At 61.3% G+C, this 15,820-nt stretch carries 7 protein-coding genes; 3 read left to right on the forward strand and 4 right to left on the reverse strand.

Annotation, left to right across the window (positions count from 1 at the left end; all coding sequences use genetic code 11):
- Positions 1-304 precede the first annotated feature (304 nt).
- From ACYX7E_RS06220 to ACYX7E_RS06230, 3 genes are all read right to left on the reverse strand, one after another.
- Positions 305-739, reverse strand: a complete 435-nt coding sequence (locus tag ACYX7E_RS06220; protein ID WP_462079703.1) for an outer membrane protein assembly factor BamE — start codon at positions 737-739, stop codon at positions 305-307.
- Positions 740-845: 106 nt separating this feature from the next.
- The gene (locus tag ACYX7E_RS06225; protein WP_462079704.1) at positions 846-3,983 is read right to left on the reverse strand and encodes a YadA-like family protein; all 3,138 of its coding nucleotides are present in this window, start codon (positions 3,981-3,983) and stop codon (positions 846-848) included.
- A gap of 649 nt (positions 3,984-4,632) precedes the next feature.
- Positions 4,633-4,854, reverse strand: a complete 222-nt coding sequence (locus tag ACYX7E_RS06230) for a helix-turn-helix transcriptional regulator (RefSeq protein WP_462079705.1) — start codon at positions 4,852-4,854, stop codon at positions 4,633-4,635.
- A gap of 633 nt (positions 4,855-5,487) precedes the next feature.
- Between ACYX7E_RS06230 and ACYX7E_RS06235 the strand changes: the two genes are divergently transcribed.
- The 3 genes from ACYX7E_RS06235 to ACYX7E_RS06245 are packed head-to-tail and all read left to right on the forward strand — an operon-like array spanning position 5,488 to position 9,942.
- On the forward strand, positions 5,488-6,048 hold the full coding sequence (locus ACYX7E_RS06235) for an RNA polymerase sigma factor (protein ID WP_462079706.1): 561 nt from the start codon (positions 5,488-5,490) through the stop codon (positions 6,046-6,048).
- The gene (locus tag ACYX7E_RS06240; protein WP_462079707.1) at positions 6,045-7,040 is read left to right on the forward strand and encodes a FecR family protein; all 996 of its coding nucleotides are present in this window, start codon (positions 6,045-6,047) and stop codon (positions 7,038-7,040) included. The genes ACYX7E_RS06235 and ACYX7E_RS06240 overlap by 4 nt, the downstream gene beginning before the upstream one ends.
- Before the next feature lie 22 nt (positions 7,041-7,062).
- The gene (locus ACYX7E_RS06245) at positions 7,063-9,942 is read left to right on the forward strand and encodes a TonB-dependent receptor domain-containing protein (protein ID WP_462079708.1); all 2,880 of its coding nucleotides are present in this window, start codon (positions 7,063-7,065) and stop codon (positions 9,940-9,942) included.
- A gap of 509 nt (positions 9,943-10,451) precedes the next feature.
- On the opposite strand, the gene ACYX7E_RS06250 is transcribed toward ACYX7E_RS06245, so the two are convergent.
- Positions 10,452-15,806: an autotransporter outer membrane beta-barrel domain-containing protein gene (locus ACYX7E_RS06250; protein ID WP_462079709.1), complete on the reverse strand. Its 5,355-nt coding sequence runs from the start codon at positions 15,804-15,806 to the stop codon at positions 10,452-10,454.
- Positions 15,807-15,820: the final 14 nt, after the last annotated feature.

Raw genomic sequence — 15,820 nt, forward strand, 5'->3', positions numbered from 1 at the left:
GATACGAATGTGCCGGGCAAAAAAAACGGCCACCGAACTGGTCGATGAGCCGCTGATCAAAGCCAGAATTTGATCGAGGTAGCCTCTACCAGAAATTCAATATAGCTACATTAAAATCAAATGCTTGTTAATGAACTTGTCGAAGCTATCCACAAAACCACCCCAAACGACGACTCGATGCGACGCAGTGCTATGCAGCACTTTCGCCAATCGGAGAGCCGCAACAAGTATTGACGCCCGGGCATTCCCAAGACCGTTGACGAGGCGCTTTGCCTGCGGGAAGCGGCGGTGAGTGGGTTGCCCATCAATGAACTGCGTCGGGAACGCGCTCCGCACAGGAGTCGGGAGCCCAATGGAAGCCCTGCCCGCGATAGTCCTTGTCGAAGATCACCTTGTACTGGCAGGTGACGACACCGTCAGCGGTGCGGAAGTGGAAGAGATAGTCCCACTCGCGCACGCCGACCAGGCCCTCGCGGAAGTGGGGACGCCCCAGCAGGTCGTACAGCTGATCCTTCGTCACGCCCGGACCGATCGCGCGCAGGTTGTCGATGTTCGGGAACGTTCCTTCCTTCAGGACAATGCCGGACACGTCAGGGAACACCACCTCGCCCGCCTGCCCGTTCGGCGAGATATCCCGACTGACGTGGCGGGTCCCGCACGCACCCAGCAGGGCGACCAACATACCCGCAACACACATGCCCGCGATCCGTCCGCGCTTGCTCCGTACCAAGATCTTCATTGTGTTTCCCCGTTATTCAACTGACCGGGCGGCAGGCGTCGCGCTGCCACCGCGAAAATTCCATCGTTCCAGGACGGGAGGCGATGGATCACCGCCTCCCGCGCACTCACCACTGGATGCCGGCACCGACCGAGAAGCCCCAGTCGCGCGAGGTATTGCCGCTGGCCGAGGCCTTGTAGACATAGCGCCCGTTGTCGGTGATCCCCGACAATCCGACCGCCATGCCGTACTCGCTCTGGTAGCCGCCGAAGCCGACCGCAAGCATGCTCTTGCCCGGCAGATAGGCTTGCGGCAGGCCCGCGATCGCCATCGCCGAAGCCGTCGCACCGCGATAGCCGCGATTGAGTGTCCACACGTCGTTCTGCAACCCGCCGAGCCGCTGGTCGGTGTATTGATTCGCTGTACTGATGGCCTGCGTCACCCCTGCGGACAACTGGTTGACGTTGACAGCATCCGTACCGGCGATGCCCGGGGCGACACCGCTGATCGTACGCTCCCCGACATTGACCTCGCCTACGGACTGACTGGTACCGACATAGGCTGCGTTGTATCCGGCCTGCGCGCCTACCGAGGTCGCCGACCCCTGCCCCAGCGCGACGCTATTGGCATGGCTGGCGGTGGCTCCCTGCCCGATCGCCGTACTGTCGGTGGCAGAGGCGCTCGCGTCATTTCCGATCGCCGTGCTGTTGCTGCCACTGGCTACGCTCTGATTGCCTACCGCGGTGCTGTTGCTTCCGCTGGCCACCGCGCCGTTGCCACCCGCCGATGCATTCGCGCCACTGGCCTGCGGTGCGACGTAAGCCTCCTCCTGGGTGACCTGGAACGGGCCACTGCCACCACGCTCCAGATCGGTGACGCGATCATCGAACCCGTCCACGGTATTGCTCAGGTTGATGACGTCGCCCTCGACACTGGTCACCCGGCCATCGAGGTCATCGATATCGCCCCGGATATCGGTGATCTCGCCTTCCACATGCGTCACACGCGCATCGACCTGGTCGATGCGGACGTTGACCGCTCCGATCTGCGCGTCGGTGTAATTGCTGGACTGCGTGACGACGCTGCTGATCCCCGCCTGCAATTGACCGACATTGACGGCGTCGGTGGCAACTGATCCGGCAGCGACGCCGGTCACCTGGCGTCCGCCAAGGTTGACCTCGCCGGTTGAACTGCTGTTGCCGACATACGCCGCCTGATAGCTGGCTTGCGCGCCCACTGTGGTCACGGATCCAGCACCCAGCGCGATGCTGTTGGCATGATTGGCAACGGCACCCGTCCCGATCGCAAGGCTGTTGAATGCCAAGGCCTGCGCACCGGAGCCCAGCGCGACACCACCATCTCCCTGGGCGCGCGCGCCAAACCCGACGGCGACGGCCTCATCTCCCTCTGCCTCCGCGTCCTTGCCGATGGCGATCGCGTCATCGCCGGTCGCACCGTCGTTGGCCTCGTTACCTCCACCGGTACTGTTGACGCTGTAGTAATCCACCTCACCGGCTGCGACCGCAGTCTGCACCGCTCTGAGCTGAGCCACGTTCACCGCGTCACTGTCCTCCGTTCCTGCGGCCACGCCCGTGATCTGGCGGAATGAACCATTGGACGCATCGCCGACGCTCACGGCGCCCAGGGTACTGCGGGTGGCCGCGATCGCAGCCTGCTGCGCCGCACTGGCTCCCGAAGGCACATGACCGCTACGCGTGGCGTCGTTGCTGGAGCTGTCGGTACTGGCAACACTACCTGCGCCCAGCGCGACGCCATCCGCCACACTGACCCGCGCCTGGGTGCCGATGGCCGTGCCGCGGTCGGCGGACGCTGTCGTCGAGGCGGAATTGCCGATAGCAATGGAGTCCTGCGCCTCTGCGACGCTCGTGCGCCCTACCGCAAGGCTGCGATCACCCACCGCACTGTTCATGACACCCAGCGCAACACTCTCCTCGCCCGCTGCAACATTGAGCACGGGAAATCCAAGCAGATAGGTCCCCACGCCCATTGCGACGCTGCGCGTCCCAGAGGCGAGATTGCCATTGCCTACGGCCGCCGCCTCGTCTGCACCGGCGATGTTGCCCGTCCCGAGCGCACTGCTCATCAGGCCATCGGCCGTGTTGGTCGTCCCCACGGCGACCGAGCCGTCCCAGAGGGCAGCATTGTCGATGCCCATTGCCACGGCGCCTGTCACCAAAGAGCCATCCCCCGTCGCGTTGTTGCGCGTGCCGACGGCCACGCTGTCGGAGCTGGAGGTCTGGTTCCCGAAGCCGAGCGCGGTACTACGCGACCCGAGGGCCATGTTCTGGTAACCGACAGCGGTCGCATACCCCAAGGGCTCCCATGGGAAACCGGTATTGATCGCGCCGGACGCCTGGCTGCCAAAGCCCATGGACGTGCTGTACTGGCCTGACGCGACTGCCTGCGTGCCAAAGGCCAGTGCATTGTCGGCCGTGGCACTGGCCTCGTAACCCAGCGCCACGGCATTCATGCCATCACTCCGGGCATCGCGACCGATCGCGATCGCGTAGTCCTGGGTTGCTTCCGAAGAGCGGCCAATCGCCAGAGAGCTGGCGCCACTGGCCAATGCGCTGTCACTCATGGCGATTGAATCAGCACCCGACGCCACTGAAATCCGACCAATGGCAATTGAGCTGTCCGCGGACGCATTCGCCCCATTGCCCACTGCCACCCCAGAGTCTGCAGTAGCGGAACTGGTTGTTCCCAAGGCCAGGGCCCGACGTTGATCTGCCGCGGCACTATCGCCCAGCGCGACAGCACCTTCAGCAGTCGCATTGTTGCTGCGCCCGATGGCGACCGCGCCATCCCCAATCGCAGTGTTACCGGAACCGACCACCACCGCACCAACGCCATTCGCAGACGAACCGCTACCGATCGCAACAGCACCACCTGTCCCGGTGATATCCGTGCTGCCCTGGGTGCTGGCGGTGACATAGGTTCCGATGGCGACATTCTGCGCAAGGGAATCCGACCCACCTGCTGCTGCACGCTCGGCCACGGCATTGAAACCGATGGCAATACTGTTGTCGCCCTCCGCGCGCGTCGAACTATTCCCCAGGGCGATCGCCCCGGTCCCAAGGTTGCTGCCCGCCAGCCCCACGAGCCCCGCCCAATCCGGCACACCCGTATTGTCGGCAATTCCAGAGAACGTTCCGAATCCACCATTGGCATTGGGAATGGCGCAAGTCCATGGGCCCGTCGCAGCCGGCCGCTGACATACGGCGCCCGTGGTGGCGTCCTGCACGACAGCCGCCCTCGAAACCACTGGCAATGCGGCAAGCACTGCCAACACCAGAAGAACATCGACTCTAGGCGCCAGGTGGAGACGCCGAACAACAGCCGAGCCATCGCTCGTGACCAACGCTGACGCCACGGCCCATGGCAAGCGCCCCGGGCTTCCGACCTTGCTGCGAGATATGCTCATATTGCTATAGCCTCAAGTTGACGTGAGCTGCTACCGGAAACGCAAAACTCCGTGCAAAAAAAACGTCGATAGCCAGCGTAAGTCTGCGAGATTATCGAAGCGGACTTGACGAAAAAAGGATCAGTGCTCTCTTCTGTGAGTCGGCACACAATCAGCCCACAAGAACAATGCTTCTACCTAGGACCGCGGCTTCCGATAATGGCGTGTGTGGTCTGAAACCACGCCAAGTGAGGGCTTAGAGCCGGCCCTCGATAGTCAGTGAGGACAATCCGGAATCGATGTTGCTTATGACGCACTCCGCACAGGAAGGTTCGTCCTCCCCCAAGTCAGGCTTGCGAGTCTGACTGCCCTATAGTCGGCCTCGGTTGCCGCTCACACCGATCCTTGCGCTTCCGTCCGACCCGACGAAGCGTGATGAGTCTTGCGCCACACTTCGTGGTCGACAATCACCAAGCCCATATGCCCTTCTTCATTCCCGGAACTGGATGTCGCCGCGCCCGGTCGCTACCCATTCGAAGGACACGCCGGTCGTGGTCGCAAGCACAACCAGGTTGCCCACGCTGGGCTTGGGGCGCGTGCTGATCTCCCAATTTGCGACCGCACCACGCGTCACGCCGATTCGCTCTGCCAACTGGCTTTGCGTCAGTCCTGCACTCCGCCGCGCCACGCGTATACGCGTCGCCATGTCCATGGTTCATCCCTACGCCCTGTCCCTGCGCCATGAAACGTAGAATCCTCTAGAACTCCCTACCTTCGACCGCAGTCGATCTTCCCTATCCACGCGTGGAGTCACCGTTGCTCGACGTAAACAAGGGCCATCTCTGAAAGTCGATGAGGATCGAGAACCGCAAGGACTGGCCTGGGTTCTCCGGGCCATGTACCCACCATCCACACGCTACCCCGCACTTTGGACCACCAAGGTCAAGAGTGGATGCAGGGCGCTGTGATTGGCTGGAACCCAGGAATGCACTCCTCTACCCAACCTCGCGCAAGGCAGGGTCGTCCAGGAAGGGGCGGTTTAGGGAGTCGAACCATCCCAGCTTGAGCGACCTCGTCCCGCACCCTGCAGCCAAACCGGGTTGCTGCACTTTCATGAGTTCCATCGGCGGATCAAGGCTGGCATTCGTCTGCCGGGGAAAGGGGCCCGCGTTTCCACCGCCGTCACCTGCCTAGACACCCCCCAGCTCCGGCAGGCAACGTAAAAGAACACCACCCTCCCTACCTACCTGCCCTGCCAAATGCCTGTCAGAATCCCGCCTTAATTTGGTTAGTATCAGTCACATGGGCCAGCATACGGAGCCCGTTTCCCACGGGCCTGTATTGCATGACTGTCGTCACAGAAATCGCATCCAGCGAGCGTTCTTTTGAGCGGTTTCTGGTTCAACAACGCCCGATCCTGGTCCGTTATCTCCGCAAGTACGTGACTTTGCATGACGATGCCCAAGACATTGCGCAGGAAAGCCTGTTCAAGCTGACGCGCTACCGCAACCTGCCCGCCGCCGACCTGAGACCGCTGCTATACCGGATTGCGCTCAACGCGCTCCATGATTTCCGACGGCGAGAGTCCGGTGTGCGCCAGATACCCCTATGCGATACCAATTCCGATCTTGATGACGTCCCGGACGAATTGCCGCAACCCGAGCAATGGACAGAGCATCAAGAGGAACTCGCGCGTGTACGGGCCGCCATTGACCAGCTGCCAGCACGCTGCAAGGAGATCTACCTGCTCAATCGCGTTGATGGCATGAGCTATAGTCAGATTTCCAAGCATTGCGGCATTTCCACCAAAGCGGTCGAGAAGAATGTAGGTAGAGCCCTGTCTTCGCTCAGGAGGTTGCTCTCAGTTCAAGCGGGATCTACAGACAGCGACGACCAGAATCCATGAACGTTTCCACTTCCTCATCTCTCCAGGACCTGCCCCGCTCAGCCGAAGACTGGCTGGCACGACTGCTATCGCCCGATTGCAGCGCAGATGAACACAGGGCTTTCGAAGATTGGCTGGCCTTGTCTCCCCGCAATGCGCTCGACTACGCTGAAGTCGAACGCATTCATCGATGGGCTGGAGCGCTGAGGTCAGATCCAGCGCTGCGCAACCCGGAACATCATGCAGACGAGACTCCAACAAGGCACTGCAGACGCGTCTGGCATCCCGGCTTCGCTTTGGCAGCCGCGTTGCTACTCGCGCTGGGAGGAGCAATTTGGTTGTTCATCGACCTACGGCAGGCGGCGCCCCTGCAGTATGCGACACAGATCGGCGAACAGCGCCGCGTAGATCTGCCGGATGGGTCTGGACTGTTCCTGGACGCGAATACTCTGGTGCTGGTGGCATATGGGCATTCTCAGCGTCACGTGGAGCTTCTGAGCGGCCGCTTGCAAGCCAATGTCGCGCACGATGGCAATCGACCTTTCGTGGTGACTTCAGGTGTGGGCACCACCCGCGCGCTCGGGACCGTATTCCAGGTGGAGCGACAGAACGGGCGCACGGTTGTCAGCCTGTTGCAAGGACGGGTTGTTGTCGACACGCGAGACAACCAATCTGTTCACTCATTGGAACTGCGACCGTTGCAACAACTCACCTATGGCCCAACCGGAGAATTCGCCCACCGGACAAGCATTGATCGTAGTGATGCGGAGAGCTGGCTTCATGGGCGCCTGACATTCAATGAAGAGCGCCTCGCCGACTTGATCGCGCAATTCAACCGCTATTCCCAGAACCAGTTGATTCTGTCGGACGCCGCATTGGGTGATATCCGCGTCAGTGGCATGTTTGATGCCCATGACCAGCCTGGATTGCTCGCCGCCCTGCACCAGGGCTGGGGGTTACAAGCAAAGCAAGTCGCCAAGCATCAGATCGAGTTGTCTACATCGAAGCAATAGGTGCTGGGGAGCACCGACGACCATGCCGATCCGGCCCTGCGGCAAAAACTTTGCAAGACATGCGTCACCCAATCCACCAACAAGCGTTCTGACACGGCTGCTCGTCTCGGCATGCATAGCGATTTCCGCGCAAGACGCCATTGCCGTGCAGGCGAACTCCGCCCCAACGTCCCGCTATGAGGTTCCATCGGGCACGCTCGATGACGCCTTGCGGGCGTTCGCCGACCAATCGAATATTCAGCTGCTCTACTCCCCAATGCTGGTCCGTGGCAAGCATAGTCCTGGTCTGCGGGGTGACCACGCCCGATCCGCGGGACTTGCCCGACTTCTTTCGGAGCATGGACTGACGGCGGTGACCGTCAACCCGAACACATATCTTCTGCGAAGCACGAAAGACCAGGCGCGCGCGCCCCTGGTCTCTTCCGTGCAGCCGGAAACCACCCAGCCGTCCAGCGTGATCGAGCTCGCTTCGGTCAACGTCACCGGCACACGTATTCCACGCACCTCGATGGAATTGTCATTCCCCATGACCGTGATCACCGCAGAAGACATTGAGCGCAGCGGACGCGGGACGCTGCACGACCTGTTGAGTCAGCAACCTGGCCTGGTCAGCCACCACCCGGTCACCGTCGCCAGCGAAGGAAGATACTACCCAACGATCATTGCGGCGTCCGCGAGTCTGTATTCTCTCGGCCCCCGCTCAACACTGTACCTGTTGGACGGACGACGCATTGCACATTTCGGCCTCGCGTCGGCAGAACTCGGCGGGATATTCGACCTGAACAGTATCCCCTTGAGTTTCATAGACCGCATCGAAATCCTGCGTGGCGGCGCTTCAGCAATCTACGGTGCGGATGCTATGGCAGGCACAATCAATATCATTCTCAAGAAGGATCATGCAGGAGGCGAGGCATCTTCTCAGCTTGGCATCTCGCAGCAAGGAGATGCCCCATCCCGCCGAGCATCCGTGATCTTCGGAGCGCAGACACCCGGAGGCGGAAACCTCATGCTTGCGGCAAACATCACGTCTCAGGATGAGCTTGGCGGGGACCGTCGTAAGTGGCACACAGATGACCGATCAGCACATGGGCTACCGGACGAACGCCCACTCATTGGGTTCTCGACCAGACAAGGGACACCCCTGCTCCGACTTCCACAATGCCAAGCCAGGGGCGAAGATCCTGACTCCCCCTATTGTCGCTTCGACTCCGCAAGATACAGAACCCTGCAGCCCGATCTACTCAACAAGTCCGTATACGCGCACTGGAACCAAGCGCTAGGCAATTCTCTCTCGTTGCACTTTACTGGTTTGCGTACACAGAGCAAGCACACGCTTCAGTACCCTCCTGTGATTAGTTTTTTTTCAATTACGCCCGCTCATCCCGACTACGCACTGGCGCCCGCTGCCAATTTGGATGTCGACTACGCATTCTATGAATTCGGCGCACCCAGAAACCACAGCACCAGCGTCACCAGTGACGTTTCGCTCGGGCTGGCAGGCCTGACGCGAGGATGGAGCTGGGACGTCGCCTTGTCTCACAGCAAGAGCAGCGTCCACAGCACGATCGACAACGTTTTCCTGCTATCCGAAGTCAGGGAGAACATCAATCGCATCCGGATCGATGGTTCGGACAATACCGACGTCATGAACGCGATGCGCGCCGCTATCCATCCGTCCGGCTACTATTCTGTCGATACACTGGAAGCCACTGCGAACCGCGGATTGTTCGATGCGTTCGGTCGACTCGCCCAGATTGAACTGGGGGTGGCGATCCATTCAGCGCATCGCCGGAATGTGCCAGACCCGCTGCAAGTGAATCGCGAAATATCCCTCGGCTCAACGGGCATTGCGCCTTACGACCTGCATGGTCGCGATTCCGCCATCTTCGCTGAGCTCGATTTGCCCCTGCGTCACACGCTACAGGCGGATCTGGCCATCCGTATCGACCATCACAATGGCTTTCGCTCCAATATGTCGCCACGGATCGGCGTGAAATGGACTCCAAGCCGAACCCTGCTCGTTCGCGCCAGTCTTGGCCAAGGCTATCGGGCACCCAGCTTGAGCGATAAACGCGTACCGTTTGATTTGGGTACCGACAACGTGTCGTTGCGAGCCAGTCCGCAACTACTGCCTTGCATCCAAATCGTTCCAAATCTCTGCCGGGTGGAATATGGTGTTGGCGAGAATCCTCATCTACGCGCCGAATTTTCCCGCAGCCTGACCGTGGGCGTGGCCTGGGCGCCGACACGTGCGTTCAGTGCAAGCCTGGATGGTTACCGCATTTCTCGCACCAATGAGTTCGGCATCGCCGACGCGTTCAGATATCCCTCCCTTTTCCCGGACGGACTGATTCGCGACGACGATGGCGTGCTGTATCGAGCAAACAAGTACCTTGCCAATATCGGCTCGTCCGAAACGCAAGGATTGGAGTTCGAGTCGAACTATTTCTGGCGAAGCCAGAGTTTCGGAGAGTTCAGTCTTAGTCTCGCCGCACACTACCTCAGCCAATATGCCACCGCGAATGTCATGCAGTCAAGGCCCATCGACCATGCAGGCCATGACGTGCCCAAGCTGACGGTACTGGGCAACATGAAATGGCAGTACGGCAACTGGACGACGACGCTATCGTTGCGCCATTTCGGCACGTCGCATGCTTATGTTGCGGGAGAGTCATGCCCGGCGACCAATCGCGAGCTGGGAAAATGCACCAATCCGTCTGCGGCGATTTGGGGAGTTGGTACCAGCTACGCCGCACCAGGCGGCTGGTCATACTCGTTTGGCATCAGCAATTTGCTTGATCAAAACCCCACAAATTATCGCGCCGGAACAGGTGGTTACAACATAGCCATCAACGATGTTCTGGGGCGGTACTTTACGGCGGGTGCGACGCATAGATTCTGAGGTCCTGCGATCACAGGCCCGTATCGCGTACCTCAATGGGGCCATGGCAACGCTGCTGCATTCAGGTCAGCCGGGCCCACCCATGTCGCCAGCCTCCTGGAGACGTCTCCGCCAGTGGACCACCCAAGTCGTCCATGCACGCAGACCAGGCTTGTTGGGTACTTGCGTGAGCACAACCCGTTGTTCGAGAGGTTCGCGAAGTCGTCTCGACATTTCACGTCTGATGCTCACCAGGTGAGCTGCGGGCGCTGAACCGGTCCGGGAGTCAAAGACAGCTGGCTCGGGTCACGCTGTCCGGCTGAACCGGAACTCTCCTGCACCCACTCTGCCTGCCGCGCCCGCGTGCCGGAAGTCCGCACCCTCTAAACGGAACAGGCGGCGATCGGGTCGATCGCCGCCTGCTTGAGCCAAGCTCGTTTCGGTGCTGGCGCACCATGGGGGCCGCTCGCTCTTCTTCTCGCTGTCCATGGCTCCAGTCATCAAGCGCTGGAGCCTCCGGAAAGCCAGGTTCAGAAGTCCCAGCGCACCCCCACCGTCCCGCCAACGCCATGGTTGTCGCTCGCGTTCTTTTCAGACTGGCCGTAAGTCGCCTGCCCATACAGGAGCGCGTTGCTGCCCAGGGCAATGGATCCACCCACACCGATCTCGACCCAGGTCGGCTGGTCGCTCGTGACCAGTTCCATGTTCTGCGCAATGGTGGTGTGGTGCGGCCTGAGGGATTGCACGACATTGACGATGGCATAGAACATCTTGCCACCGTTGTCCGGACCGGTCAGATTCGCGCCGTTGGCATGGTACTCATATGCCAAGCCGATTCGCGCGACGTTGTTCTTGTGGTTACCAAGATCGACCTTCACGCCCTTGCTGTCGGTGAAGGTATCGGAGCTCAGCTGGCTCCAGCTCACCTGCGCCTGCGGCACCAGTACGCTCTTGCGGCCCTCACCGATCACGAAGCGATTGCCGGCTTCCAGGCTGACCGACGTCGATTCCACATCCAACCCTTGCACGGTGGTGCCGTGGCTCGTCGTGCCCAGATCGGCGGACGCCTTGTTGTACTGGGCCTGGAAATCCACGTATTCGCCGCCCGCGCTGTTCCAGGTGAGGTTCACGCCGACACCAGCACCATCGGCCCTGATCTTGCCTCTGTCGGCGGCCTCCGGCCTGCTGATCCTGGCGTCCATGCCCTTGTACTGGCCGGTGACGCCCGCGCTCAGGCGCCCGCCTTCGTCATTGTCGAACAGCGCGAAGTCGGCACCGACCTGCACGCCCCAGGTATCGTTGCGCGTGCTGAAATCAACAGTGCTGCTCTTGGGCGTCTTGGTTGTCTGATCGGCCGTCATACGAACCCACAGACCGCCGAACGCACTGTCATTGCCTCCGGCCAGCCACTGCCGCTGTCCGACGCGCTCCTCCAGGGTCGGAAGTTCACCAAAGGCATCCGCCAAGGCACCTGCCGCTCCGCTGTACAACGCACCAAGAGAATTCAGACCGCCGCGCAACACGACGGTTTTAGGCTCAGCGCCGTTTGCCAGATCGTAGTCCCAGATGCCGTTGACGATCGGTCCGCCGACGAGGCTGAAGTTCGAAGCGTCCACACTACCGCCAGCCGTCGCGACGAGCACATCCTGACCTGTCGCTTCTGCGGTCGCCGGAGTGAGGTCTTTGACGTTCAATGCCGTGACGCCGGTGATCGAACCGCCCACATGGAGCTCGTCCGCCACATCTGTCGCAAAGTTGGCGTCGATCTTCAGCGTATTTCCTGAACCGATGGCCGCGTAGTTCCCGGTGACGTTGAACGTGTCACCGGTCGCGTCATCCTGCATGTCAATCGTTGCCGGATTGAGGCTCAGATTGCCGTTGATGGTGAAACCACTGCGGGCCACGATCGTCGAATTGATCAGGTTGACCTGCGCCGCCGTCAGCGAATCGCCACCGCCGACCGTCAGCGTCGAGCTATTGGCGTTGACGGTATCCCAGTTCACCAGATTGCTCTGCGGCGCAATCAGCGTCTGGTTGACGCTGTTCAAGTTCAGGATGTTCCCCTGCCCTGCAGCGCCACCGTCCAGCCTGGTATTGCCCAGAGTGAAAGTCGCACCCGCGACGTTCAGCGTATCCGCACCATCGCCGGCATTGACGCCGCCAGCCACCGTACCGCTGGTGAGGTTGATGATGTCATTCCCGGCACCGCTGTTGATGGCGCCGCTGATCGCAGCACCGGCCAGTGTGATGGTATCGACACCGGCTCCTGCCGACACGCTACCCGCCGTTCCGGCGCTCAGCGTCACGATGTTGTTGCCCTCGCCAGCGTCGATCTCACCGCTGACAGCAGCACCGCTCAGACTGATATTGTCGTTACCGGCACCACCGGCCACGCTGGCCACAGTGCCTTGCATCAGGGCAATCGTGTCGTTGCCTTCACCGCCTTCGATGGCGCCGTCGACCGCTGCCGTGGCACCGTTCAGAACGATGGTGTCATTGCCGTTTCCGCCAGCGACCTTGCCGCTCACGTGCGCGCCGCCCAGCACCCAGATCTGGTTGTTGCCATCCGTGGCCGTGCCGTCGCCGCCGAGCACGTCGCCCCCCACCGTTACGGCATCGGTAGCCGGCACGCTTCCGTCGGGAAGGGCGCCCAGGCCACCAATCCTGATCTGGTTGCTGCCCTCATTGCCTTCGACATTCGCCACGACGGTGCTGCCGCCCACGACATAGATCACGTCATCGCCCAGGTTGCCCTGTACGCCGCCGACTGATCCCGTGGTGTTGATGACAATCAGGTCCGCGCCGTCCTGCTCCGCGCTGGCGTCGGCGCCGACCTCTCCGCCGGCCACGATACCGCCTACCGAGGCGCCACCTGCGACCGTGAGGATGTCCATGCCGCCAGCGCCTTCGAAGTTGCCGGCAAAGACTTCCGTGCCATTCACGGTCAGCGTGTCGTCGGTGATGCAGCCCAGCGAGGTGCCATTGGTCTCGTTCAATCCGCCCGCCGGGCAAGCTTGCAGCGTCAGGAACCAATCCAGGGGATTGGCGCCCGCCGAGTCGCCCTGCTGCAGTTGATAGGCGCGCCCACCCATCTGCGCCGGACCATACGCCAGCACGAAGGCGTCACCCGGTGACGACGTACCTCTGACGTCCACCACGGCGATATCCTGCTCATCAGACAGCGCGCCCGTTGGTGTCAGGTTGTTCACTGCCAGGCCCGTCACGCCACTGACGTTGCCATCGACCACCAGCTTATCGGACGTGTGCGTGGACGCATCGACGTCGAGCAGGATGCTGCCACCGGCGCCGACGTAGTTGCCGCTCGTGGCGGTGAGGGCCCCGATGGTCAACGTGTCACCTACAGTACCTGCCCCAATGGACAGCACCGCAGGATTGCCAGCAGCGTCCCTGCCCAGGGTGAAGGTACCGGCCGTCATCGTGCCGACCAGATCCGCCGTGCCGCCATTGAGATTCACGGCCCTCCAGTTCTGAATTTCCTGACCCGCGGCATCGAGGTTACGCGTCAGGTTGCTCACGGCGTTCAGGTTCAGAACATCGACGGCATCGTCGACGCCGCCATCCAGCGTCCCGACATTCGTCATGTCGGTTCGGTTGAAGGTCAGCACGTCAGCACCGGTCCCCAGGCGGAAGCCGCCGGTCACCGTAGCCGCGCCAACGGTGATCACCGAATCGCCACCGTTGTCGGTCATCGCAAAACCGGTTCGACCTGCCGCTTGTACCGTGGAGCCGTCATTGATGTTGACCGTCGTCGTTCCGGGGGTGCCCCACGTCCAGATGACGCCATCGCTACCACCTGTCAGCGCCGTTGACCGCAGCGTGCCATCGACATTGATCGTCGTTCCCGCGGTACCGTTGTTGGTCAGCTCCATCGTGTTGTTGTAGGACGTAATGGTGCTGCCCGCTGCGATGTTGATCGTCAGGGGACCTTCGCGCTCCGTCACGCGCATACCATCACCGGTGATAGTTCCAGCCGACAGCGTATTGATGGCGCCGTTCGTGGTGATCGTCGTTCCCTTGACCGCCCTGGAGTCCACATTGATCGCCGTGTTGTTCGGCGTATCAATATTGTTGACGGTGATGATGGTCTGGCTGTCGGGCGCTGGGGAGTAGAAGGTCGCGGAATCATTCGTCAGATTGACGCCGATGCGGTCCGACTGGATCGTCCCAGCAGCATTGATCGTTGCAGCCCCCGTGCCGCTGTGGGTGATGTCAATACCATCGCCGCCGGACGTGATGTCGCCGACGTTGATCGTGGTGATGTTGGCGAGATCGGTGCTACCGAGCGTGTCGCCGGCAATGCCCCTGCCCGCGGCCGTGATGTTGCCGGCATTGATGACCAGGTCATTCTTGACGATGTTGACGCCGTACCGGATGCCGTCACCTGTCGTCGCGGTGATGTCGCCGGTCGTGATGCTGACCTTACCGGTGCCATTGCGGTTGTAGACAACGCCGGTGCCGGCCTGGATATTGCCCGCCGTCACCGTCGTATCGCCGTTGCCGCCGTTCGCGATCGTGCCGAGCCCGATGCCCGTCCCTGCGAAGTCGCCGGTGGCACGATTGGTGACAGTGATATCTCCGGTCGTAAGGTTCCAATCCGATCCGCCAGGTCCCGCCGTGGTAGTCCCGTGCGGGTCGCTGTCGAGCCGGACGCCATAGCCGCCACCGTTCTGGAAGCCATTGACCCCGGAAGCCGCCATGCCCGCATTGATATCGCCGGTTTCAACCGAGATGCTGCCGGTTCCTGACTGGTTGACGGTGACGCCCGTACTGCCGGTGGTCACGTTGCCAGTCTGGACGTTGATTGCGTAATTGTTGGCATTGTCGTTCGACTCGATCACGACGCCTGCGCCGCCCGCCGTGATGTTCCCGGTGGTGACCGTCGTTTCGCCATCAACCATGTTGATAGCGAACCCGAGATTCACGCCCGTTCCAGCGACGTCGATGTTGCCGGTGGTAATGTTGGTAGGCTGCATGCCCGCCTGACCGACCCGACCCACCAACTGGATGCCGTCGCCACCGTTAGAGACGAAGGTATCCCCGGCACTGGCGCGGCTGCCGGCCACGATATCCTTGACGTCGATGGTCAGCGGACCGCCCAAATTGCCGTCACTGTTGCCGTCGACCCCGTTGATACGGATGGCATGCCCCAAAGTGTTGGTCACCGTACCGGTTGCCGTCACCGTCAATGATCCACCGGCGCTGGCATTGCCGATATCGAGCGCAGCGCCCAAACCGCCGACGTTTGCCGTCACCTGATTGACGTTCACGGCGACATCGAAACCAGCCTCGCTGCCGTCGCGGAGGACGCGAACGCCACTGTCGGCGCTGCCGGTAATGGTCCCCGTCGAAGTAACGGAGACATTCCCGCTACCGGTGTGCGTGATGTTGATGCCCTTCCGGGTTCCCGTCACATCGCCATCCGAAGTGACGGCCACATCGCCTGTGCCATCCGTGGTGACGAATATCGCACCCAGGTTTCCAGCAGTCACGTTGACGTCGTGGACGTTCACCGTAATTGCATCTGAGTTCACATCCGTCTGGATATCAATCGGGGAGTGGGCCGCATCGCTTCCATTCGTGATCAGGCCCGTCGATGTGACCGTCACATTATCCACTCCCGGTGATCGAACGACGACCGGAGCATCCGACGGAGGCTCGTTGATGACGATATCTGCTGCCAGCGCCGGCTGAGCAATGGCCAATCCGGCAACCAAGCTCACGCTGGCCACATTGGGTCCGATGCTGGCGAGAATTCCCTTGAACTTTATGAAGCGTCCGCCCCGCAACAACAGTTCTGCACGCACGCGGGCGATGCGCTCTTGTTCAGCGGCACGCGAGGCTTGGGCACATGACTTGATGTTCATTGAAAGCGTTCCTT

This window comes from Luteimonas sp. RIT-PG2_3 (assembly GCF_054902115.1).